The 23,283-nt window shown below is 65.3% G+C and carries 19 protein-coding genes, 1 tRNA gene and 1 pseudogene; 6 read left to right on the forward strand and 15 right to left on the reverse strand.

Features of this window, described 5'->3' with window-relative positions; all coding sequences use genetic code 11:
• Positions 1-140 precede the first annotated feature (140 nt).
• Positions 141-998, forward strand: a complete 858-nt coding sequence (locus WN73_RS42185; RefSeq protein ID WP_271558179.1) for a DUF1194 domain-containing protein — start codon at positions 141-143, stop codon at positions 996-998.
• A gap of 105 nt (positions 999-1,103) precedes the next feature.
• Positions 1,104-1,412: a hypothetical protein gene (locus WN73_RS42190; RefSeq protein WP_271558180.1), complete on the forward strand. Its 309-nt coding sequence runs from the start codon at positions 1,104-1,106 to the stop codon at positions 1,410-1,412.
• On the opposite strand, the pseudogene WN73_RS42195 reads toward WN73_RS42190, so the two are convergent.
• A pseudogene (locus WN73_RS42195) lies at positions 1,409-1,561 on the reverse strand (IS5/IS1182 family transposase); the annotation flags it as partial. The gene WN73_RS42190 and the pseudogene WN73_RS42195 overlap by 4 nt on opposite strands.
• A gap of 21 nt (positions 1,562-1,582) precedes the next feature.
• A complete protein-coding gene (locus tag WN73_RS42200) occupies positions 1,583-4,204 on the reverse strand; it encodes an autotransporter family protein (RefSeq protein ID WP_271558182.1) in 2,622 nt (873 codons plus the stop codon).
• A 512-nt stretch (positions 4,205-4,716) separates the two neighbouring features.
• Here WN73_RS42200 and WN73_RS42205 point away from each other — a divergent pair.
• Positions 4,717-5,352, forward strand: coding sequence for a hypothetical protein (locus WN73_RS42205; RefSeq protein WP_028175344.1), 636 nt, complete (start codon positions 4,717-4,719; stop codon positions 5,350-5,352).
• 39 nt (positions 5,353-5,391) lie between these two features.
• Here WN73_RS42205 and WN73_RS42210 read toward each other — a convergent pair whose 3' ends face one another.
• From WN73_RS42210 to WN73_RS42220, 3 genes are all read right to left on the reverse strand, one after another.
• Positions 5,392-6,165: an enoyl-CoA hydratase/isomerase family protein gene (locus WN73_RS42210; RefSeq protein ID WP_271558184.1), complete on the reverse strand. Its 774-nt coding sequence runs from the start codon at positions 6,163-6,165 to the stop codon at positions 5,392-5,394.
• Positions 6,166-6,219: 54 nt separating this feature from the next.
• Positions 6,220-6,861 carry a carboxymuconolactone decarboxylase family protein gene (locus WN73_RS42215; protein ID WP_271558186.1) on the reverse strand — a complete coding sequence of 214 codons (642 nt, stop codon included), beginning with the start codon at positions 6,859-6,861 and terminating at the stop codon, positions 6,220-6,222.
• A 147-nt stretch (positions 6,862-7,008) separates the two neighbouring features.
• Positions 7,009-8,067, reverse strand: coding sequence for a class I SAM-dependent methyltransferase (locus WN73_RS42220; protein WP_028175341.1), 1,059 nt, complete (start codon positions 8,065-8,067; stop codon positions 7,009-7,011).
• Positions 8,068-8,320: 253 nt separating this feature from the next.
• Here WN73_RS42220 and WN73_RS42225 point away from each other — a divergent pair, with 253 nt between their 5' ends.
• Positions 8,321-8,923: a hypothetical protein gene (locus tag WN73_RS42225; protein ID WP_028175340.1), complete on the forward strand. Its 603-nt coding sequence runs from the start codon at positions 8,321-8,323 to the stop codon at positions 8,921-8,923.
• Positions 8,924-8,927: 4 nt separating this feature from the next.
• On the opposite strand, the gene WN73_RS42230 is transcribed toward WN73_RS42225, so the two are convergent.
• The 9 genes from WN73_RS42230 to WN73_RS42270 form a co-directional block, all read right to left on the reverse strand.
• The gene (locus tag WN73_RS42230; RefSeq protein WP_271558453.1) at positions 8,928-10,019 is read right to left on the reverse strand and encodes an Acg family FMN-binding oxidoreductase; all 1,092 of its coding nucleotides are present in this window, start codon (positions 10,017-10,019) and stop codon (positions 8,928-8,930) included.
• 135 nt (positions 10,020-10,154) lie between these two features.
• The gene (locus tag WN73_RS42235; protein WP_028175338.1) at positions 10,155-11,402 is read right to left on the reverse strand and encodes a class I SAM-dependent RNA methyltransferase; all 1,248 of its coding nucleotides are present in this window, start codon (positions 11,400-11,402) and stop codon (positions 10,155-10,157) included.
• A complete protein-coding gene (locus WN73_RS42240) occupies positions 11,395-12,129 on the reverse strand; it encodes a TlyA family RNA methyltransferase (protein WP_028175337.1) in 735 nt (244 codons plus the stop codon). Before WN73_RS42240 ends, WN73_RS42235 begins: the two co-directional genes overlap by 8 nt.
• 63 nt (positions 12,130-12,192) lie before the next feature.
• Positions 12,193-12,747, reverse strand: coding sequence for a nucleoside 2-deoxyribosyltransferase (locus tag WN73_RS42245; protein ID WP_028175336.1), 555 nt, complete (start codon positions 12,745-12,747; stop codon positions 12,193-12,195).
• Positions 12,748-12,934: 187 nt separating this feature from the next.
• A complete protein-coding gene (dxs, locus tag WN73_RS42250) occupies positions 12,935-14,863 on the reverse strand; it encodes a 1-deoxy-D-xylulose-5-phosphate synthase (protein ID WP_028175335.1) in 1,929 nt (642 codons plus the stop codon).
• Between the two features lie 585 nt (positions 14,864-15,448).
• On the reverse strand, positions 15,449-15,700 hold the full coding sequence (locus WN73_RS42255; protein ID WP_008132970.1) for an exodeoxyribonuclease VII small subunit: 252 nt from the start codon (positions 15,698-15,700) through the stop codon (positions 15,449-15,451).
• Between the two features lie 74 nt (positions 15,701-15,774).
• Complete coding sequence (locus tag WN73_RS42260; RefSeq protein WP_011085438.1) at positions 15,775-16,704, reverse strand: histone deacetylase family protein; 930 nt, start codon at positions 16,702-16,704, stop codon at positions 15,775-15,777.
• Positions 16,705-16,838: 134 nt separating this feature from the next.
• Positions 16,839-18,497: a bifunctional metallophosphatase/5'-nucleotidase gene (locus tag WN73_RS42265; protein WP_028175334.1), complete on the reverse strand. Its 1,659-nt coding sequence runs from the start codon at positions 18,495-18,497 to the stop codon at positions 16,839-16,841.
• A 156-nt stretch (positions 18,498-18,653) separates the two neighbouring features.
• Complete coding sequence (locus tag WN73_RS42270) at positions 18,654-19,412, reverse strand: enoyl-CoA hydratase-related protein (RefSeq protein ID WP_011085440.1); 759 nt, start codon at positions 19,410-19,412, stop codon at positions 18,654-18,656.
• A gap of 304 nt (positions 19,413-19,716) precedes the next feature.
• On the opposite strand from WN73_RS42270, the gene WN73_RS42275 reads away from it, so the two are divergent.
• Positions 19,717-20,955, forward strand: a complete 1,239-nt coding sequence (locus WN73_RS42275; RefSeq protein WP_271558188.1) for an MFS transporter — start codon at positions 19,717-19,719, stop codon at positions 20,953-20,955.
• A 182-nt stretch (positions 20,956-21,137) separates the two neighbouring features.
• Here the strand turns inward: WN73_RS42275 and WN73_RS42280 are convergent, their stop codons facing one another.
• Positions 21,138-22,916, reverse strand: coding sequence for an acyl-CoA dehydrogenase (locus tag WN73_RS42280; protein ID WP_011085442.1), 1,779 nt, complete (start codon positions 22,914-22,916; stop codon positions 21,138-21,140).
• 264 nt (positions 22,917-23,180) lie between these two features.
• On the opposite strand from WN73_RS42280, the gene WN73_RS42285 reads away from it, so the two are divergent.
• Positions 23,181-23,255, forward strand: a tRNA-Gln gene (locus tag WN73_RS42285).
• Positions 23,256-23,283 lie beyond the last annotated feature (28 nt).

Raw genomic sequence — 23,283 nt, forward strand, 5'->3', positions numbered from 1 at the left:
ACGTGTTCCGATGACGCTAGCGCGGCAACACGGCGGCAGCTTTGCGTAATTCCTAACTCGAATGTGAAGCGCAGGCGATCTTCGCACTTTGCGGCAAGGCGATTGCATGTCACCATCGCATCATACGACGGGAGACTGCGATGCGCTTGCTGTTCTCGATCGGGGCTGTGCTGGTGGCCGGCGTGCTTGCCGGGGGGGACGTCGCGGGCATCGCGGCACCAGGGCCGAAGTTTGAGCCGCCCAGGACTCAGCGGCTGGCGGCCGACAAGGATGCGCAGACGGTCGATGTCGAGCTGATCCTCGCGGTCGATGTCTCCTACTCCATGGACATGGACGAGCTGGCGATCCAGCGCGAGGGCTACGCGCAGGCGATCCAGTCGAAAGAGTTTCTCCAGGCGCTGAAGATGGGCCCGAACGGCCGGATTGCGGTGACCTATTTCGAGTGGGCCGCCTCCACCGACCAGAAGATCATCATTCCCTGGCGGCTGATCGACGGACCTGAGACCGCGGACGCGGTCGCCACCGAAATCATGAAGACGCCGATCCGGCGCGCCTCGCGCACCTCGATCTCCGGCGCGATCACGTTCGCGATGCCGCTGTTCGACGAGGATCCCTATCGGGGCTTGCGTCGCGTCATCGACATCTCCGGCGACGGCCCCAACAACAATGGCGGCCCGGTCACGGTGGCGCGCGACGCCGCGCTCGAGAAAGGCATCGTCATCAACGGCCTGCCGATCATGGTCAAGGAGCCGTCCTATTCGACCATGGATATCGACAATCTCGACTACTACTACGAGGATTGCGTCATCGGCGGTCCCGGCTCCTTCGTCATCACGATCAAGGACCGCGAGAAGTTCAAGGAAGCGATCCGCACCAAGCTCCTGATGGAGGTCGCAGGCCGCGTGCCCGATCGTCCCGTGATGCGGGTCGCCGACAAGGAGCCGCGCGTCAGCTGCCTGATCGGCGAGAAGATCTGGTCGGACCGCTGGGGACGCTAAGCGGCCTGGAACGTCACCAATGGTCGCTGCCGTTTCTCGTGGCGTCGATCGCGGGATGACGCGCAACGTCGCGGCACCGCGATCGATCTCAGCGGAAGTCTGACGTTGCCCAATTCCGGATCCGTGCAAGGCAGCCAGAACGGCGTCAGCGCGACGACTGCGACCATCGCCAACTCCGGCTCGATTGTCGGCACGTCCAACCGGGCGATCAGCCTGAGCGGCTTTGGCGACATCACCAACAGCGGCAACATTTCCGGCAACTACGGCATTCTCTCGTTTTCCACCGTCAAGCTCGCCAACAGCGGCATGGTGTACGGCGACAATGCCGCCTTGTCGGTGAACGGCGCGACGATCGACAATAGCGGCACGATCCTGTCCGGCGGCACCGCCGTCGATTCCGCGAGCGCCTTCTAGGGCGCGGAATCATTGACGCGCAGCCATAGCCTTGTTGACGCAAACCGGACGAAGGCCAGGTAGTTGGCGGCAAGCTTGTCGTAACGCGTCGCCACCCGACGACACTGCTTGATCCAATTGAAGAACCGCTCGATCTTGTTCCGGGCGCGCCTCGGCTGCGGGCGCGCTATTTACCAGGTGAGGCGGAAGCCTCCAGTGCCCTTGTAGTTGCGGCTGTCCGAGCTGTTGTTGAGGCTCGCATTGTAGGAGACCTCGCCGAAGAGGGCGTAGCGCCCGTTCGCCCAGCTGTAGGTGCCGCCGCCGCCGATGCTGCCCCACAGCCGATCCTGCGCATTGACAAAACCGGTACCTGCGACATCGACATTGGTGCCGTTGAGAAACTCGTAACGCAGATTGGCGATGCCGTAGACATCGGATCGCACGATGCCCGTGCCGTCGCTCCATATCCTCTGATTGTTGAGCGCAAGTCCGACGCGGCCGAGCAGGCTGTGACCATCGCGCAACGACACCGGCGCGCCGAACCGATCGGCAAAGCTGTCGAAAGCGACCTTCGAATAGGAAAGCTGCGCCTGCGGCGTCAGCGACCAGCCGTTGCCGAAGCCGATCCGCTTGCCGGTTTCGGCGCTGAAGGCGTAGCCGAACCCTTCATTGCCGTGGGTCAGGCTGCCGGCCAGCACGGAAGACAGATCGCTGCGATAGAACATCGACTGTGCCTGACCGTCGACATAGAAGCCGTTGTCGCCATACCAGGTCAGCGTGCTGCCGGCGCCCGTTCCCTCGACGCGAATACGTCCATTGCCGAAGAACGACGCGACATTGGCGGTCGTCAGGCCATATTGGGCGGTGAGGCCGACGAACAACCGGCCCCGTTCGTTCTCCAGCACAAGGCCATCGAGTCCTGTCTGCACTTTCAACTGGTCGGCCTTGTAGGTCGAGCCGGTGGTGTTGGCGGGCTGCAAGTCGGAATGGCCACCTTCGATGCGGCCCCAGAACGCCGTGGGCGCCGGCGAAGCCGCGGCTGTCAACGGCGCGGCACCGGCGCGCGCCATGGCGTCGCTGCCGCCCCAATAGCGGTTGCCGACGCGTTGCTGCAGCGTCGGCAGATCATTCATGCCAAGCAGCACTTGCGCATAGTTCTCGTAGAGCGGAACGCCCGGCTGATACAGCGGGCCGGGCGGTGCCGTCACCGGCGGATTGATCAGGCTCGAGCGCAGATACCAATCGCCGTCACCGGGTGTGGCGATGCCATTCTTCTGCAACGTATAGGCATAGGCGCCGCCGACCACGGCCTGCTCGCCGTGAAAGACGTAGCTGCCTAGAAGCGAAAAGCTGCCGTTGGACGCGCCGACCACGTCTATCACCTTGATGCCTTCGGTGGTCTGCGCGCCGGCGCCGCCGACATTGGTGACCCGGAGTGATGACGAGCCCGATGTGCTTCCTTGCACCCGCAACAGATCGGTCGGCGAACTGTCGCCGCCGAGCCTGGCGTTGAGTTGAACCGTGCCGCCATTGCCCACGTAATTGCCGACCACGGTCAGTGTGGCTCCAGCGGCGCCGCCGAGAGTGACCGTGCCGGCATTACCGAGCGAGGTGAGCGTTTGATTGAAGCCGGCGAGGTCGAGTGTGCCGCCGGCGGCCACGTTGAAGGCCGACGCTGCGCTGAATGTATTCGCGGCTCCGGCGCGCAGGGTGCCGCCGTTCACATTTGTCGCGCCGGTATAGTTGTTGGCGCCCGACAGCGTCTGGGTGCCACCGGTAACGGTCAGGCCTCCCGTGCCGCCAATCACGCCGGCGAACGTGTCGCTCGCGTTTGTGATCGTCAGGTTCTTCGCGCCGAGGCTGACGCCGCCGCTGCCGGCGAGGCTCTGAATGCTGGTGCCGCCAGCGCTGATGCCGGAAATATCGAACGTCCCGTTGGTGACAACGCGGCTTGAATTGTTGATGGCGCCCGCACCGGTGAGCGCAAGGATACCGGCCTGGACCACGGTTTGGCCGGCATAAGGGCTGCTGGCGGCCAGGTTCAGAGTGCCGTTGCCGATCTTGGTCAATCCACCGGCGCCCGTGAAGGCGGAGGTGGCATCGGTGCCGACCGTGAACGCTCCGGTGTCGATCGTCAGCCCGCCCGCGAGGATGTTGAGCTTGGTTCCTGAAAATCCGTTGATGAAGGTCGCGTTGCTGGCAGTCGCCCGCAGGATACCATTGTCGAAATTGGCCTGGCTCGTCCCGGCCGCGCCCCGCAAGGATTGAGTTTCCAGTATGCCGCCGCCACTGATGTTGAGCGTGCCGGAAGATGAGGCGAAGTTACCCAGGACCGTGCCGGCTCCCGTAACGACAGCCCCGCCGTTTTGAATATTAAGCGTGCCGACGCCTAGAAAGCCGACATAAAAAGTTGCAGCGGGGATGTTCCATTGCGACCCCGCACCGGTGACGGTCACGATGCCGGTGGCTCCAGCCGATATCCCGAGCCGCGATGAGCCGGTACTCGTCAACGTGCTGCCGTTCTGGATCGTCAGATTGCCGGCCGGTGCACCGCTGTTGCCAATGGACATGGTCCCCACCGAAACGCTGACCGGGCCGCTGACACCGAGGATCGTCTCCCTCTGCGGCGGCGCGCCCAGGATACCGATGTTGACGGTTTGACCCGGGATCGGAGGGGCTGCGGTCGTCCAGTTGCTCCCGGCCATCCAATCGTTGCTGGTCAAACCGGTCCAATTCGCCTGGGCCGAGGCTGATCGCGTGAACAGCGCCGATAGCACCACAACCAGCAAGCTCGCCAGGAGCAGGCGAAGCATTCGGGTTCGGCGGGTGCTGGCGGAACAATGCCGAGTCCGATTCGGACTCCTGCGAAGCGTGTCATCTGATTGCCGTCGGATCGTCGCAGCAGCCCCGATGCATTCGCGCATGCAGTATTCCAATTACGTCCACACCGTTCGAGGGTGCGGATTGTCGTTGTCGTGTAGTCCACGAAGTACAACCACAACGCTAGGCGAGCAGAAGCGATCAGACAACAATCGAAACGTGCTTCTCAAAAGATGCATGCGGCGTGTGCCGTTTGCGCAACGAAAGACGCTTAACAAAGTTCTTTCGGGATCAGATCCGGTTGTCCGCCTCCCGGCCATTGACACGCGAGACTTACCTGAAATGAGACCATTTGCCCCATCTCGCCTTGCGGTTGAATTTAACCGACCGTTAACCGCCGCATGGCCCTAATCGGATTGTTTCCGTTTGCTTCCAGGTCTGTTCCGACATTGCTGTCCGGCGCACACGGCAGCGGATTCGCGAGACCTGTCCGCCGAGCAATCCAATGGCCATCGTCACATCGAGCACCAGCCAGATTTCGCCCGCGAACGAGCGGATCTTTCACCAGAGCGCTCTGGTCGGTGACTGGAAGGGCAATTGGGTGGGCAACAACCAGCCGGTCGGCTTCAAGGTCGTGAACATCCGCGGTGCGCGGGCGCAGGTCGAATACACCCATAACGGGCACACCGAGCGCGGCTTTGGCGAGGTCCAGGGCTCGCTTATCACCTTCGGCGGGGTCACGGTCGGCACCAAGGACGGCAAGAACATGGTGCTGCTGTTCTCTGCGGGCGGCGCCGGCAAGCAGACCGCCAATCTCGAGAAGCAGGCGCCGCCGGCCTCCGACAGCCGTCTCATGGGAAGCTGGGGCGGCTATTCCAGCGACAACGGCAAGAGCGCGAGCTTCAAGGTGCTCGCCGTCAACGGCAACGAAGCGCAGGTCAGCGTCACCACCGACGGCATCACCCGCCAGGGCACCGGCATCGTCTACAAGAACGTCATCATGTTCGGGCAGGCGCAGATTGCGACCGATGACGGGAAGAACGGCAAGGTCATCTACCAGGTCGGCACCAAGTCCTTCATGGTGCCGGTGACGAAATATCCACCGGCCGATTCATCGTCTTCGGTCGACAAGACCGCCTGAACGCTTCGCGTTCCCGACGCGCGCGGCGGCCGGCCGTCCTCACCATTTCGGTGCCCGTTTCTCTACGAACGCCCTCAGGCCCTCCTGCGCCTCGTCCGACGTCGCGACGTTGCAGAAATCGTCCACGGCGCTGGCAATGCTGCGCCGATAGTCGAGGTCGATCTGGCGCATGAAGGCGGCCCGGCCCATCCGCAGCACCGCGGCTGATTTCGCGGCGAACTGCGCCGCGAGCCTCACGACTTCGGCCTCGAGCTCCGTATCTCCGACGACGCGGTTCACCACGCCGAGCTCGCGTGCCTCGGCGGCGCTGAAGACGCGGCCGGTGAACAGCAGCTCGAAAGCGCGGTGGCGCCCGATGATGCGCGGCAGATGCGCGTAGTGGATCGCGGGAATGACGCCGACGTCGATCTCGGGATAGCCGAACGTCGCGCTCTCGGATGCCAGCACCACGTCGCAGGACACCGCCATGGTCATGCCGCCGCCGCGGGCCGCGCCGCCGACCGCGGCGATCGACGGCTTTCCGAGCCCGTACTGGGCGTCGTAAAGGTCGATATAGAGCGCCTGGAGGAATTCGCGGATCTGGGCGCCGGATTTGCCAAGCAGGATGTCGAGGTCGAGGCCTGCCGAAAAGCGCCTGGCGATCGCGCTCGCCAGCACGACCACGCGCGCATCCGGATCGTCGGCGGCGCGGCGCAGTGCCGCGACCACCGCCCGGATGACCTCGAGGCTCAGCGCATTGACCGGTGGCCGGTTGAGCGTGATGCGGACGATGTTGCCCACGCATTCGTAGGCGACGGGGCTGTCAGATGTCACCGGGGTCTCCAGGCTTCTTGGGATCGTGCGGTATCAACCGCGGTTGCTGCGTGGCTATTTCGCAGCCAGCGGCGGCAGCGGGAGCACGCTGTCGTTCGGCGCTTCCGCCTGCATCGTGATCAGCGTCATCGAGACCAGGTCGTAATAGCCGATCAGGCCGATAACATCCATGATGCCGCGCTCGCCGAATTTTTGCTGGGCCGCGCGGTAGACATCGTCGGACACCTTCTTGTCGCGATAGAGCGCCATCGCGAGGTCGTAGAGCGCGGCCTCGTCGTCCTTCATCGCCTTCGGCCGCACGCCGTTGGCGACGTCCTTGGCGACATCAGGATCGAGCCCGGCCTTCATCGCGAGCGGATAATGCGCGAACCATTCATACTGCGCCGTCCATTGCCGCGCGGTGATCAGGATCGCGAATTCGCTGAGGCGCGCCGGCAGCGACGAATTCCAGCGCAGATAGTCCGACATCGCAGAGAGTTTTGGCGCCAGCTCCGGGTTATGGATATAGGCGCGGTAGGGCGGGTTGGTGAATTTCGCGTTGCGCGGGGGCACCGCGATCGCGTCCGCCCATTCTTTCTGCGACGACGAAAGTTCGTCGGGTTGCAGCGGCACGAAGCGGGTCGGCTCGGCCGCGCGGCCGGCTTCCGAGGTCGCGATGGTGAACAGCACAGCCAGCGCCAGACCCAGATATCGCATCGTCATCCTCCCATTGCGGCGGACTCGCGCCGCCTGCTCGACGCCAACTTACGTTGCGGCGCGAGTGAGGCAAGGATGTCGGCACCGGGCGAGGCTGCGGTACGGGCATGGCCGCATGCCGCCTCCGTGCGCCCGGCGCGATCGAGATCAGATCCGCGCCTCCAGGATCAAGTTGAAGGGCGTCTCGGCGGCGCGACGGAAGCGCGTCAGGCCGCCTTCGCGGGCGACCTTGCGCAGCCTTGCTTCGCCCGCTTGTGCGCCCAGCGCCAGGCCGACCTCCTGGTCGAGCGAGGCCGGTGTGCAGATCATGGTCGACGCCGCATAGTAGACGCGACCGACCGGATTGAGATTGTCTTCGAGGCGGTCGCCCGCGAACGGCTCGACCAGCATGCAGGTGCCGTCCTTGTCCATGGCTTCGCGTACGTGGCTGATGGCGCCGACGGGATCGCCCATGTCGTGCAGGCAATCGAAGAAGCAGACGAGATCATAGCCTTCGGCCGGATAGGTCTTGGCCGAGTGAACAGCGAAGCTGACCCGGTCGCCCAGCTTGGCCTCATTGGCCGCCTTTCGCGCGGCCTCGATCGAGCCCTCGTGATAGTCGAAGCCGTAGAACCGGGAGTTTGGGAAGGCGTTCGCCATCAGCCGCGTCGAAACGCCATGCCCGCAACCGACATCGGCGACCTTGGCGCCGCGCTTGAGCTTGTCCACCACGCCGTCGAGCGCGGGCAGCCACTCCTGCACCAGATGATGCATGTAGCCGGTGCGGAAGAAGCGGGCGGTGCCGCAGAACAGGCACTCGCTCCGCCGGTTCCAGCCGACTCCCTTGCCGGACTTGAATGCATCCGTGATTTTCGGCTCGTCGAGGAACGCCGCGGCAATGACATTGCCGACTGCGCCGAGGAACACCGGGCTGTCCTCGTCGGCAAGCGCCATCGCCTGCTCCGGCAACATCGAGAATTTTCCTGAAGCGGTATCATATTCGACGTAACCAGAAGCCGCCTGGCTCGACAGCCACTCGCGGACGTAGCGTTCGTTCGTTCCGGTGGCGCTTGCGAGTTCGGCAGAGTTCATGGGCCCCTTGGCGGCGAGGGCGCGATAGAGGCCGAGCTTGTCGCCCAGCAGGACCAGCGATGCGTTCATCGCGGCCCCGACCTCGGTGATCATCTTGCCCATAAACGCGTTCAACCTGTCGGAATTGACCTCCATGACGACCTCCATGCTGTGTCGGGCATTTTCAAAGGTCAGCGCAAACTGCGCATTGCCGGATCGCACGAGGCTCTGGCGATCGCGATGACGGCTCGAGCTTGCGCGTCCTCTATGTGGGTCAATCCGGCGGATGGGAGGTTCAATTTGTCAGGAATACGTGACCCTGGAACCGGGGCCGCGGGACCGCCATTGCTTCGCTGGCCATCGCGATATACCGAGGGTATAATTTGTGAGCATTTTGACGGTAGCCGGAATGTCCAGCCTTGCAGGTTCTTGCGGTCTCGCAGCTCTCTTCGCCGTGCTTTGCCTCGGCGGAGCGCCCGCTCATGCGCAAGTTGCACCCTTGAGGTATTGGATACCGGGCGGACCTTTCGGCTTTGGCGGCAGCGATGGCCAGAGCTCCGAAAGTTACGGCAATTTTCCAGGCTTCAGTGCCAGCGACGCAGGCGGGCGCGCCAACTTTGCGAACGGCTTCTTCGTCGGTAGCCAGCGTGGCAACCTCAATTGGAGCGGTCTCGGCCAGGCTGGACAGGCCGGCAATTTCAGCGCGCTCTCCTATGACAGCACGCAGTTCGGCTACAACACCAAGACGGCGGGCGGCATGCCCGTCACGTTCTTTGCCGGCTTCGACACGCTGAAATACGGCAACGGCATTGGCAGTTCGCTTGCGCCGCTCACCTCCGGCGCCGGGCCCGGCTACGGCGCGTTCGCGGGGGTCGAATTCAAGCCGACCTCCAACCTCAGCCTGTCGTTCGGGGCCGGGTTCACCCAGCAGGACTCGGGCCGCATGGACAGCGATATCAGATCGAACATGCTGCCCGGCGAGTCACCGGCGCTCGGCGGCCTTCGGCGCTAGGAGACTATTGCGTCGGCCGCATCACCAGTTCGGGAGCGCGGCGGAGCGATTTCGGCAGATCGGGCCCGGCTCCGAAGCGCATCACGATATCGGGACGCCGCTCGCCGAGTCCGAGCGAGACTGCGAACTGCGGCCTTAGCGTCGCCACCTCGATCGGCTGGTTGACGAAGGAATATTTGAGCCCGAGCGCGGTCGCCTGCAGGCCGAACCGCTGGCAGGCACGGCCGACCGCAATCCAGTGCGACGTGTCGCTACGATCGGCGGCAAGCACGACGACACCCGCGGAGCTGTCGAGCTCGGCGCGGTATTTCCCGCTCTCGCCGCTTTCGGTGAAGAAGAACCTGAGCAGCGGTCGCGCGATCCATGCCGGCAGGGACGGGCTTCCCGAGGCCCGCGAGAACAACCCGTCCATGGTCGCGACCGCATCGGCCTCGTTGAAGCGCATCCAGCCCACGAGCTCGCGCATGAAGGCCTTGTCGCGCATTTGCGCGGCATTGCCTTCGAGCACGTAGTCGGTGATCTTTGCGATGGCGGCGCGTTCGGTCATAAGGATTGCCGAGACGTTCGGCTCCCGGCAGGCGTTCTCGAGCTGGCGCAGAATGTCGGGCGCCACCGGCTTGCCGTCGAAGGCTGCACGGGTGCATTGCCTGAGGGGAATCGCGTTGACGAGCGCCGACGCTTCGGGGCGCGCTGGCTCCAGCGCGATCCGGACTTTGTCACCGTCGACCATCGGGTTCGCGCGCCAGCCGAGCGCTGATGCCGCGAGAACGAGGTTCTCGGCGGCGCAGCCGAGGCTGACGAAAAGGTGGTGATCGTCCGGATCGACCACCGGACAGCGGCGCGCGAAATCGGGCGCAATCACGATTTCATTGCCGCGGGCGGAGAAGATCCAGGGCTGGGTGTTGTGGCTGTTGGCGGCGAGCGTGGCAAAGCGCACGAGCTCGCGGTCCCGCGGCGCCGGTTGCAGCGGCGCTCGCGACGCCCGCACCGTTTCCTCATAGGTCGTCGTCGCCGCAGTCGAGGGGCGGGCGGTGATTGCCGCCGCGGAAAGTCCGAGCGCGATGGTCATGAGTTGTCGCCGGTCGATCGCCATCATCCGCTCCACGGCCCTTTCGCCACGACGCTTCTAGCGTCCCCGGAAGCTCGGGCGGTTGACCGGTATCAAGGTTCGGATCGGCCGCGGATCAATCTGGTGAGGCGCCCGCGGCGGGCCGTCCCACGAGGCTTGCAGCTACCGCGCAAAACGCGCCACCAGCTCGACATGCGGCGTGTGGCGGAATTGGTCGACTGGCACGACGGTCTCGATCCTGTAGCCGCCGTCGATCAGCAGCCGTGCGTCGCGGGCGAAGGTTGCGACGTTGCAGGACACCGCGACGATGACGGGCACCTTGCTTGCGGCCAGCTTCAGTGCCTGCGCCTGTGCGCCCTGGCGCGGGGGATCGAACACGACGGCGTCGAAGTCGCGCAGCTCCTGCGGCACCAGGGGGCGGCGGAACAGGTCGCGCGGCTCGCACCTGATCGGCTTCAGGCCGGGCGTGCGCGCGGCCTTTGCCAGCGCGGCAACTGCGCCGGCATCGCTATCGTAAGCGGTGACGCGCGCCTTCTCGGCGAGCCGCAGCGCGAACGGCCCGACACCGCAGAAGAGGTCGAGAACCTCCTTGGCCTTGCCGACGCGCTCGGCCACGAGAGATGCCAGCGTCTCTTCGCCCGCGACGGTTGCCTGCAAGAACGAGCCCGGCGGCAGCGTCACTTCAGTGCGGCCCATCTTCACCGTCGGCGGCAGGCGCTGCAGCACCAGCTCGCCATGCCGCGTCAGCCGCGCCAGGCGATGCTGCTCGGCGACGCGCGACAGCGCCGTGACCAGCGGCGTCGGCAGCGGGCCGGAGCCGCGCACATCGACATCGAGGCCGTTCGCGGTCGCCGTGACCTGGATGTCGAGCGGCTTTGTCACCGGCATTTTGGACGTGAGCGGCTCGGCCAGCGCCCAGGCAGCATCGAGCGCGCCGTCGAGTGCGGGATCGAGGATCGGGCAGCGATGAATTGGGATGACGTCGTGCGAGCTCGCTGCCGAGAATCCGACCTTGAGGATGTCATGCGTGCCGAACCGGCCATGCAGCGTGACGCGCCTGCGCCCCACGCCATGGGCATCGACCAGCGGCGCGACCTCGCAATCGATGCCGGCCTGCGCCAGCGTCTCGACCACGATGCTGCGCTTCCAGGCATGATACGGCTCGGCCGCCCAGTGCTGGATCGCGCAGCCGCCGCAGATGCCGAAATGCGGGCAGAACGGCGCGACGCGCTCGGGGCTTGCGACGTCGACCGCCAGCAGCTTGCGGCGGTCGGGATGGTTGCCCGCGACATGGTCGACCTCGACGGTCTCGCCGCCGAGCGCATACGGCACATAGATCGCTTCACCGGCGCCGAGCGCGACGCCGTCGCCGCGATGGCCGACGTGATCGATCCTCAGGCGCTCAACCACGGCGCGCGCCCAGGAAGAATTCGATGTTGCCGTCGCCGCCGGTGATCGGCGAGGGGAACACCTCGATGTCGGTGCAGCCGAGCGAGGCGGCGAAGGCCGCGATGTCGTCGCAGATCTGCTGATGCACGGCGGCGTCGCGGATGATGCCCTTCTTGTTGTGCTTCCGCTCGGCCTCGAATTGCGGCTTGATCAGCGCCAGCAGGCTCATCGGTGCGGCCGCCAGCGACAGCGCTACGGGCAGGACGGCCTTCAACGAGATGAAGCTGACGTCGATCACGACGACATCGGGCCGCGCCGGCAGGCGTTTGCCTTCATAGGCGCGGATGTCGGTCTCCTCCATCGACACGATTTTGGGATGATCGCGCAGCGAGGGATGCAACTGGCTGGTGCCGACGTCGATGGCGAACACCAGGCTTGCGCCATTGGCCAGCAGCACCTCGGTGAAACCGCCGGTGGAGGCACCGACGTCGAGGCAGACATGGTCCTCGATCTCGATCGGGTAGCGTTCCAGCGCGCCGGCGAGCTTGACGCCGCCGCGCGACACGTAGGGGTGCGCGGGCTCGGCCTGGATCACCGCGTCCTCGGCGATGGTCTCCGACGGTTTCGTCACCTGCTTGTCGTCGGCCGTGACGAGGCCGGCCTCGATGGCCGCGCGCGCCCGTGCCCGGCTCTCGAACAGGCCGCGCTCGACCAGCAGAATATCCGCGCGTTTGCGGGAAGGGGACATCACGCTCTCATGAGACGATTCTTGAGACGATTCTTGAGACGATTCTTGGGACGATTGATGCGCTTATGGTGCAATCAATCGCGCGGCCGCCATCCGGACGCAAGCCTCGAACGCGGCGAGATCGTGCCAGACGTCGATCGGCATCGTGGCCGGCGTCACCAGCGGGCAGCCGTGCAGTTCCAGCGCATGGATCATCATGAGGTTGTCGACGAGGCCAAAATCCTCGACCGTCAGGCCCTGCGCATCGACCAGCCGCCCGTCCTCGGACGTGACGTCCACGAAACGGCCGACGCGGTCGGCATAGGTGGCGCCATCGTTGGAATAGGCGAGACACAATTTACGGCGCCCGGCCATGTAGCCAAGCTCGTAGACGGTCCCGGGATCGGCGCCGGCACCGCGGAACGGCGTCAGGTTGGCGATGATGGCGTCGGCCGCATCCATCATCGCCTCGTTGCCGCAAAAGATCTGCCGCGAGGCGTCGGGGGCGGTGAGGTCGATCTCGTTGTCGAGAGGATAAAGGCCGGTGAGCCCGAAGCGCTCGCAGATCTCGGCCTTGCGCCGGCCGATCTCGACCGCATCCGGCAGGAACACGTCGGGGCCTGCCAGATAGATTTTCATGGGGGACTGCTTCAGAAGAAATCAGGCGAGCTGCAAACCGCGGCGAAAACTGCGCTCCCTCCCCCGCCTGCGGGGGAGGGTTGGGGAGAGGGTGTCTCGACAATCGAGAGCCCCCTGGAGGAATAAGCCCTCACCCGGATCGCTTTCGCGATCCGACCTCTCCCGCAAGCGGGAGAGGTGAAACCAATCAAGCCAGCTTGACCGTCTCGGTCTTCACGTCCTTGCCGAGCGCCTCGAACACCTTGGCGACGATGCCCTTGGCGTCGAGACCGGCACGGGCGTACATCGCGGCCGGCGTGTCGTGGTCCTGGAACACGTCCGGCAGCACCATCGTGCGGAACTTGACCATGCCGCTGTCGAGCGCGCCCTGGTCTGTCAGGAACTGCGCGACGTGCGAGCCGAAGCCGCCGACCGAGCCTTCCTCGATCGTGATCAGGATCTCGTGGTCGCGGGCGAGCTTGAGCACCAGCTCGGTGTCCAGCGGCTTCATGAAGCGCGCGTCCGCGATGGTGGTCGAAAGGCCGTGCGCGGCGAGCTCGTCGGCTGCCTTCTCGCATTCGGCGAGGCGGGTGCCGAACGAGAGCAGGGCGATCTTGCTGCCCTGGCGGATCATGCGGCCCTTGCCGATCTCGAGCGGAATGCCGACCTCGGGCATCTCGATGCCGCGGCCTTCGCCGCGCGGATAGCGCAGCGAGCTCGGACGGTCGTCGATCGCGACCTGGGTTGCCACCATGTGCACGAGCTCGGCCTCGTCGGCCGCCGCCATGATCACCATGTTCGGCAGGCAGCCGAGATAGGCGTTGTCGAACGAGCCGGCATGCGTCGCGCCGTCGGCGCCGACGAGGCCGGCGCGGTCGATGGCGAAGCGGACGGGCAGGTTCTGGATCGCGACGTCATGCACGATCTGGTCGTAGCCGCGCTGCAGGAAGGTCGAGTAGATCGCGCAGAACGGCTTGTAGCCTTCGCTCGCAAGACCGGCGGCAAAGGTCACCGCGTGCTGCTCGGCGATGCCGACGTCGAAGGTGCGGTCCGGGAACGCCTTGTTGAAGATGTCGACGCCGGTGCCGGACGGCATCGCCGCGGTGATGGCGACGATCTTCTCGTCCTTCTGCGCTTCCTTGACGAGGCTCTGGCCGAACACGTTCTGGTAGGCGGGCGCGTTCGGCTTGGCCTTGGCTTGCGTGCCGGTCGCGACGTCGAACTTGACGACGGCATGGTACTTGTCGGCGGAAGCTTCCGCCGGGCCGTAACCCTTGCCCTTCTGCGTCACGACGTGGACCAGGATCGGGCCTTCCTCCATGTCGCGGACGTTCTTCAGCACGGGCAGGAGGTGGTCGAGGTTATGGCCGTCGATCGGGCCGACGTAATAGAAGCCGAGCTCCTCGAACAGGGTGCCGCCGTCCATCATGAAGCCGCGCGAATATTCCTCGACGCGGTTGGCGCGGTTGGCGATGATCTTGGGCAGGCGCTTGTTGATCTGCTTGGCCGCCTCGCGCAGCGTGCGATAGGTCTTGCCGGAATACAGGCGCGACAGATAGGCGCTCATGGCGCCGACCGGCGGCGCGATCGACATGTCGTTGTCGTTGAGGATGACGATCAGGCGCGAGTTCATCGCCCCGGCATTGTTCATGGCCTCATAGGCCATGCCCGCCGACATCGCCCCGTCACCGATGACGGCGATAACGTTGTTCTTGCCGCCGGAGAGGTCGCGTGCCACGGCCATGCCGAGGCCGGCGGAGATCGAGGTCGAGGAATGTGCCGCGCCGAACGGATCGTAGTCGCTCTCGCTGCGCTTGGTGAAGCCGGACAGGCCGCCGCCGGTGCGCAGGGTGCGGATGCGGTCGCGCCGACCGGTGAGGATCTTGTGCGGATAGGCCTGGTGGCCGACGTCCCAGATCAGCCGGTCGCGCGGCGTGTCGAAGACGTAATGGATCGCGGTGGTGAGCTCGACCACGCCGAGACCCGCGCCGAAGTGACCGCCGGTTACCGAGACGGCATCGATGGTCTCCTGCCGCAGCTCGTCGGCGACCTGGCGAACCTGCTCGATCTTGAGCTTGCGCAGGTCGTCCGGCGTCCGGATGGTGTCGAGAAGCGGCGTCTTACTGTATGCGTTCACGGCGATTTCCAATTTGTCAGCGCCGGAAGGTCGTTCCGGTGCGCGATGGGTTTGCACAATATCGGCGCAGCGCGAGTCCTTAAACCGTCGGAGCCACCTGCATGGGGCAAGGCCCCGTCTTCAAGCTTAGGTGAGCTTAAGTGCGCTCCGGTTCAGTCTCTGTGATCCCTGTCACTTAGATCGGCTTCGTCCGTCCCAGCCAATTTCATTAGCAATTTGAAGCACTTGTCGTCGGTAATCGATGCCTACGCAAGGCTAACAAAAAGCCACACTCCGCGCAGCTTTACACCAAAGCTTGGGCCAAAGCCAACCCGCTGGGGCGATTACGGGCATACGCCTGCAACCCCCGGGCCAGAGTGGTTAACTGCGGCGCCCGCGGCGGGGTTCCTGCCTTGCCCGGCTCCCCGGCAGGATTTTCGGCGAGAGGAGGGCTATTTTCCGCTCGATTCGCGGGGCCGAATGGCCCCGGCGGGGGAACTCTTCGATCTCGGTGCCCGGCCGCCCGCCCCATGAGCACACACAGCTACGTGCGATCATGAAAAAATTGCAGGCGTCCGATGCCGAAAGAGGCTTGGTCGGGGTCCCTTACTGGACGTCGAGCGGTGCGGTGCCGGTGGCCTGGCCGCTCGCATCGGTGGTGATCTTGTCGACGCGGGCTTCGGCCTGGCGCAGCAGTTCCTCGCAACGGCGCTTCAGCGCTTCGCCGCGCTCGTAGATCGTCACGGATTCCTCGAGCGGCACCTTGCCGTCCTCGAGCCGCTTCACGATCGTCTCGAGTTCCTCGATCGCGCGCTCGAAGGTGAGCCTGGAGACGTCGACTTGGGTATTTTCGGCCATATCCGTTTCCGATTGCCCGATTCGCTTGCCTCGCAGTGAAGGCGGGTTTTGCGGGCTTAATGTGGCGGGCGTCGTCAGGCGCCCATCAGGGCGCCGACATGCGCCGTAACAGATTCTTTCAGTCCTTGCAGGTCATAGCCACCCTCGAGCACCGAAACAACGCGGCCCCCGGCGGTCCTGTCGGCAAGGTCCATCAGCTTGCGCGTCACCCAGGCATAATCCTCCGCGCGCAGATTCAGCGAGGCCAGCGGATCGCGATAATGTGCATCGAAGCCCGCAGAGATGATGAGGAGCTCGGGGCTGAATTTTTCGAGCTGCGGCAGAATCAGGTTCTCGAAAGCGCTGCGGAATTCCGGGCCACCGTCCTCGGACGCCAGCGGCGCGTTGACGATGGTGTCGTGGTCGCCGCGTTCGCCCTTCGCGCCGGTGCCCGGAAACAGCGGCATCTGGTGCGTCGAGCAGTACATCACCGTGGGGTCCGACCAGAAGATGTCCTGCGTGCCGTTGCCGTGATGCACGTCGAAATCGACGATGGCCGCGCGCGTGATGCCGTATTTGCGCTGCGCGTGACGCGCGGCGATCGCAACATTGTCGAAGAAGCAGAAGCCCATCGGCTTGCCGATCTCGGCGTGATGGCCGGGCGGGCGCACCGCGACGAAGGCGTTGCGGTGCTCGCCCGCCATCACCGCTTCGGTCGCCGCGACCGCGCCGCCGACGCCGCGCATCACCGCTTCCCAGGTGCCCGGCGACATCGAGGTGTCGCCGTCGATATAGACGAGGCCGCTGGACGGCGCGATGTGGCGCAGCTCGGTGACGTAGTGCTCGTTGTGGCAGAGCGTGACGAGATCGAGATCGCCCTCCGGCGCCTGGTCGCGGACCAGGAACTGGAAGCGCTCGTGCGACAGCGCTTCCTCCACTGCGCGCAAGCGGTCCGGCCTTTCGGGATGTCCCGGCGGCGTGACGTGGTCGAGGCAGGCCTTGTGGGAGAGGAGAAGCGTGCTCATCAGGTCGGGCTCACTGGGAACGGGCTCTTGACGTCGCTTGGCGCATCCGGCGCCAAAACGCAATGCAAAACGCAATCTATGCGCTCCACCGGGAATGGCAAACGGTTGTCCCGTTCCGGCCCGTTTGATCCGGATCAATTCACGCGCAGGATGCGACTCAGCGGCAACGGGCCGATCGGCCCGTGCGCCTGGAAAAACGCGAACAACGCGTCGGCGTCGTAGCCGCCATATTGCGGCGCCGTGCCCTGTCTGGCGACCGTGAAGCCGTCGCCGCCGACGGCGAGGTAATCGTTGAGGGTGACGCGGTAGCCGCTTCCGGGCTCCATCGGCCTGCCGTTGAGCGTCATCCTCTCGGCCATCACGCGTTCGCCGAACGGCTTCGACGCATCCCAGGCGTAGCTGAACCCGTTCGACACCTGGAGGATTCGCGGCCGCTTCGGATCGAGCCATTGCTGCTCCAGCATCTCCTTGAGCTGGCTGCCTGTCAGCGTCATGGTGACGAGGCGGTTGCGGAACGGCTGGCTCGCGAACAGCTCGCCGAAGGACACCGCGCCGTTCTCCTTCGGAACGATATCGGTGCGGATGCCGCCGGGATTGGTGAGCGCGATGACAGCGCTGCCATTCATGGCCTCCTTGGTCGCGGCGAGCTGCGCGTCCGCGATGACGTCGCCGAGCGGGCTTTCACCGGCTTCGTTCGGAATGCGCGACAGCGTCTGCGTCACCGATCCGGCCGGGCGATTGGCGATCGGCGCGGCGAGCTTGTCATAGGCCTCGATCAGCGCGGTCTGCTCCGCGTCCTTCGCCAGCGAGGCATTGGCGACGATGACGTTCTCGGCCTTGGCGGCGACGATGTCGCGCGTTGCCGGATCGAGCTTGAGATCGATCGCCGTGACCAGCGTGCCGTACTTGTCGCCGCTCGTCACCAGCCGCCCGTCGATATTGCAGACATAGGCGCGATGGGTGTGGCCGCTGACGACGACGTCGACGGCGCGATCGAATTTTTTCACGATCTCGACGATCGGCCCCGAAATGCCCGGGCATTCATTGTAGTCGCCGGCAGGCTCGCCGCCTTCGTGGATCAGCACGACGATCGCTTCCACCCCGCGCGCCTTCAGTTGCGGCACCAGCGCATTCACCGTTTCGGCCTCGTCACGGAATTCGAGGCCGGCAATGCCCGAGGGCGACACGATGCCGGCGGTGCCTTTCAAGGTCAGCCCGATGAAGGCGACGGGAATGCCGTCGAACTCACGGATCTCATACGGCGGCAGCACGCTTTGACCGGTCGCCGTCTCCACGGTGGAGGCGGCGAGATAGTGAAATTTGGCGCCCGTGAAGGGATGCGGTCCCTGGCAGCCGTCGACCGGATGGCAGCCGCCGTTCTGCATCCTGAGCAGCTCGACCTTGCCCTCGTCGAACTCGTGATTGCCGACCGAGGTGATCGCGAGCCCCATCATCGAGAGCGCTTCGACCGAAGGCTCGTCGTGGAACATCGCCGATAGGAACGGGCTCGCACCGATCAGGTCGCCGGCGGCCACGAAGATCGTGTTCTTGTGCCCGTCGCGCAATTGCTTCACCAGCGTCGCCATGTACTCGGCGCCGCCGGCCGCCACCATGACCTTCTTGGCTCCGTCCTCGGGATCGTTGATGCGGATGCCGCCGGGCGGCGGCCGCAGATTGCCGTGGAAATCGTTGATCGCAAGGATGCGCAGCTCGACCGGCGCGGCGGTCTGGGCAGAGGCGGGCAGGGCGGCGAGCGCAAGGGCGAAAATGGTCAGGCGGAGAAGATGTCGCATGGAATAAGATTAGTCGTTGCGCGCGAAGATTTCACGAAGGTTCTCGCTGTCATTCCGGGGCGCGCGTAGCGCGAGCCCGGAATCCATTCATCTACCAACTCTGCGGCCCAATGGATTCCGGGCTCGCCACTTCGTGGCGCCCCGGAATGACGGGATCTACCGCTTTTTCCTGCTCGCAAACGCGTTGAACGCAGCGATGGCATCGTCCGACTTCAAGCGCTCGCCGAACAGATGGGCCTCCTGGTCGATGCGGCGGGTGAGTTGCTCCGGCGGGGCACGCAGCAGCTTGCGCGAGGTCGCGACAGCCTCGGCGGGCAGCCGGCAGATATCGCGCGCCACCTTGCGCGCCTCGACCTCGGTGTGCCCCGGCGAGACCACGGTGTTGACGAAGCCGGCGGCGTGCGCCTCCGCGGCGGTGAAGGTTCGTCCCATCACCAGCATCGCGAAGGCGCGCTGGTAACCCATCGTGTTCGGCATCAAGAGGCTGGCGGCGCCGACCGGCACCAGCCCGAGATGGATATAGGGCGCGGAGAAGGTCGCCGCGTTCGAAGCGAGCACGTAGTCGCAATGGAACAGCATCACGGTGCCCATGCCGATCGAGGCGCCGTCCACGGCCGCGATGATCGGCTTGACGTTGAGGGCGAGCGAATAGAGAAACTTGGCGCCGTCCGAAAGCGTCTCCGGGCGTGCCGTGTCGGCCTTGAGAAAATCGTCGATGTCGTCGCCGGCCGTGAACACGCCGGAGCCGCCGGTGATGATCATGCAGCGGATATCGGGGTTGTTCTGCGCGGTGTCGATCGCGCGGCTCATCTCCCGATACATGTCCTGCGTGATCGCGTTCTTCTTGCCCGGGCGGCGCAGGGTGATCACGCGCGTTCCACGCTCTTCGGCGACGATGATATTGCCATTCGGCATGATGACCCCCTGCGGTCGCCGCGACGGCTTGCCGCCGGCGAGTCTCGCAAGCATCAGCCTACATCATCTTGCAGACGTGCCAATCCGCCCGCTCGGCCTTTTCGACGACGATTCCCTTGATCCCGGCGCATGGCGCCGCCCGTCGCGGCGGTATTCCGTCCAGGGAACCATGATCGGCTGGATCGCACCGGCGCATCGCTTATGGACCATTGCGCATTGCAACAAATGGCTACAATGTTTCATTTGAAAAACCGGTGGTTGTGGTGCACGATCGTGCCGTTCCATTTGGCCGATTGCTCGATTGATGATTGCCGCGACGAGTGTCGACGAATCCTCGCTGCATTATCGCGGCTGGCGCGTTGTGCTGGCCTGTTTCCTGATGGCCTTCTTCATGTTCGGCTTCGGCCTCTACGGCCAGGGCGTCTATCTCGCCGAGCTTCAGCGCGCCCATGGCTGGCCGGGCACGCTGGTCTCCGCGGCCAGCACCTTCTCGTTTCTGCTGACCTCCGTCCTCGTCATCTTCACCGACGATCTGCTCGCCCGTATCGGGCTGCGTTCGCTGATCCTGTGCGGCCTCTCGGCGCTCGGCGCATCGACCGTTCTGCTGGCGCTGATGCAGACGCCCTGGCAGCTCTATCTTGCCTATGCGCTGATGGCGGTCGGCTGGACCGGCATGGGCACCGTGGTGATCGCGACGGTGCTGAACTCCTGGTTCGATCGTCGCCGCGGCCTCGCGCTCAGCCTCGCCTTCAACGGCGCGACCTGCGGCGGCATCGTCCTCGTTCCGCTGTTGCTGTCGCTGACCGCCAGCATCGGCTTCCGCTCGGCGATGCTGGCGGCCACGACGGTGATGGTGCTGCTGGTGCTGCCGGTGGTCGTCGGCTTCATCGGCTGGCCGGCCGGGCTGCCGCTGGCATCGGGCGAACGCCCCGCCGGTGGCGGCACGCCCGCGCCGGCCCATTCCCGCAAGGCGCTGCTCGCCAACGCGGCGTTCTGGACCATGGTGCTGCCGATCGCGATCGCGCTGCTGGCGCAGATGGGCTTCATCGTCCACCAGGTGACATTCCTCGAACCGCTGATCGGGCGCGCCAGCGCCGGCCTTGCCGTGACCATCATGGCCGCGATGGCGGTGGTCGGGCGCCTGTCGCTCGGCCTGTTCGTCGACCGGCTCGATCCGCGGCTCGCATGCGCGGCGTCGATGACGAGCCAGGCGGCGGCGCTGTTCGTGCTCCTGCAGAGCACGAGCCCGACGGCGCTGCTGGTGTGCTGTGCCGTCTATGGCTTCTCGATCGGCAACATGATCACGTTCCCACCTTTGATCATCCAGCGCGAGATCGGCTCTGCCGCCTTTGCCGCCGCGATGGGCTTGGGCACGTCGATCAGCGGCGTCGTCAGCGCCTTCGGCCCGGGCATCGTCGGCCTGGTCCGCAGCCTGACCGGCAACTACACGACGGCGTTTGCGATGTGCGTCGCGTTGGATCTCATCGCCGCGAGCATCGTGCTGTGGCGACCGGGGAGGCGGGCGAAGCTCGCAGCTCCATAGCCTGGATGGAGCGAAGCTCCAGGATGACCGACTGTGGGCCAACTGCGTCCCCAACATTCGGTGTCATCGCCCGACTTGATCTGGCGATCCAGTACTCCGAGACATCCGTAGTTTACCGAGAGGCCGCGGCGTACTGGATTCCCCGCCTTCGCGGGGAATGACAGCGGGGAGGAGGGTAGACCTTACCCCAGCAACACCGCATCCGCCGCCGCGACCGACTCCGCGCTTTCCGTCACGGTGCGCTCCAGCCCCGCCGCCTGCACCGTGATGTTCTCGGCGAAGAAGCGGGCGAGCGAGACGTAGCGCTGTGCATCGGCAAGGCCGTCGCTCTTCGCGGCGAGCGCCTCGGACGCCAGCATGCAGCCGCCGAGCGTGGCGCCGAACTGCTGCAGATACGGCGTTGCGCCGGCAAGCGCCTCGTTCGGCGCGGACGTGACGCGCTCCAGCAGCCACTTGCTGGTGCGCGTCAGCGCGTCCAGCGCTTCGCGCAGCTTTGCGCCCGTGGTGCCGAAAGCGGGGTCGTTGGAGGCTTCGACCTGCTTGACGACGGCCGAGAGCTCGTCGAGCAGCGCCCACACCGCGGCGCCGCCATTGGCCGCGAGCTTGCGCGTGACGAGGTCGATCGCCTGGATGCCGTTGGTGCCCTCGTAGATCGCGGTGATGCGGGCGTCGCGATAGTACTGCGCGGCGCCGGTCTCCTCGATGAAGCCCATGCCGCCATGCACCTGCACGCCGAGATAGGCGACCTCGTTGCCGATATCGGTGGAATAGCCCTTGGCCATCGGCGTCAGCAGCGCCGCGCGCGCGGCCGCGTCAGCGCGGACCTTTGGATCCCTGGCGCGGGTCGAAACGTCGATTGCGACGGCGGTCGCGTAGCAGATGGTGCGCGCCGCCGCGGTCTGCGCCCGCATCCGCATCAGCATGCGCTTGACGTCGGGGTGAACGAAGATCGCGTCCGAACCGTCGCCCTTCTTGCCGACGGCGCGGCCCTGCTTGCGCTCCTGCGCATAGGACAATGCCTGCTGATAGGCGCGATCGGCAACGCCGACGCCTTCGAGGCCGACGCCGAGGCGGGCCTGGTTCATCATCGTGAACATGCAGCGCATGCCCTGGTTCTCTTCGCCGATCAGGAAACCAATGGCGCCGCCATGGTCGCCCATGGTCATGGTGCAGGTCGGCGAAGCATGCATGCCGAGCTTGTGCTCCACGCCGCTCGCAAAAATGTCGTTGCGTGCGCCGAGCGAGCCGTCGGCATTGACCATGAACTTGGGAACAAGAAAGAGAGAAATCCCCTTGGTGCCGGCGGGCGCGTCCGGCAGACGCGCCAGCACGAAATGCACGATGTTGTCGGTCATGTCGTGCTCGCCATAGGTGATGAAGATCTTCGTCCCCTTGATGCGATAGGTGCCGTCGGCCTGCTTTTCGGCGCGGGTGCGCAGCGCGCCGACGTCGGAGCCGGCCTGCGGCTCGGTGAGCTGCATGGTGCCGGTCCATTCGCCCGAGACGAGCTTCTCGAGGTAGATCGCCTTCAGCTCGTCGCTGCCATGCGCATCCAGCGCCTCGATCGCCGAGGCCGTCAGCAGCGGGCACAGGCCGAAGGCGACGTTGGAGGCGCTCCAGATCTCGGTGCAGGCGGCGTTGATCGCAACGGGCAGGCCCTGGCCTCCGAACGCTTCAGGCCCGGACACCGCGTTCCAGCCGCCCTCGGTCCAGCGCTTATAGGCATCGGGCCAGCCCGGCGCAGTCGTGACTTTCCCGGCGTCGAGCTTGATGCCGTGCTCGTCGCCGACACGGTTGAGCGGCGCCAGCACGTCGGTGGCGAACTTGCCGGCTTCCTCCAGCACGGCGGCCACGATGTCGGCGTCGAAATCGCCGTAATGGCCGGCTTCCACGGCGGCCTTCAGGCCGGCGCCATGATTGAGCGACAGCAGCATGTCAGAGATTGGCGCGCGGTAGGTCATGGCTCACTCCCGTGGACAGATGTTGGCGCCGTCTTCCCATGAAACGCCGGAGGTCTCAACTGCCCGGACGCCGGCCGCCGGACGGCTCCGGCCCGGAACGGGCCTTCGTCCCGGGCGTATAATAGAGTGTGGCGCGGCCGGTCCCGGAAGCTGTGGTATTTTGCGCCTTCAGGCGGTTGAAATGCCGCGCCGCACCCTATAGACCGGCTGCGACCGAAGGGAATCTGCGGTAGCCAGTTCTTCCGCCGACCCCGGGTCGCCTGTTGGGGCGTAGCCAAGCGGTAAGGCAGCGGATTTTGATTCCGCCATTCGGAGGTTCGATCCCTCCCGCCCCAGCCAGCGCTTCCGACCAGCCTGAAATCGCGCA

Source organism: Bradyrhizobium sp. CCBAU 45394, assembly GCF_028128655.1.
Taxonomy (GTDB): Bacteria; Pseudomonadota; Alphaproteobacteria; order Rhizobiales; family Xanthobacteraceae; genus Bradyrhizobium; species Bradyrhizobium diazoefficiens.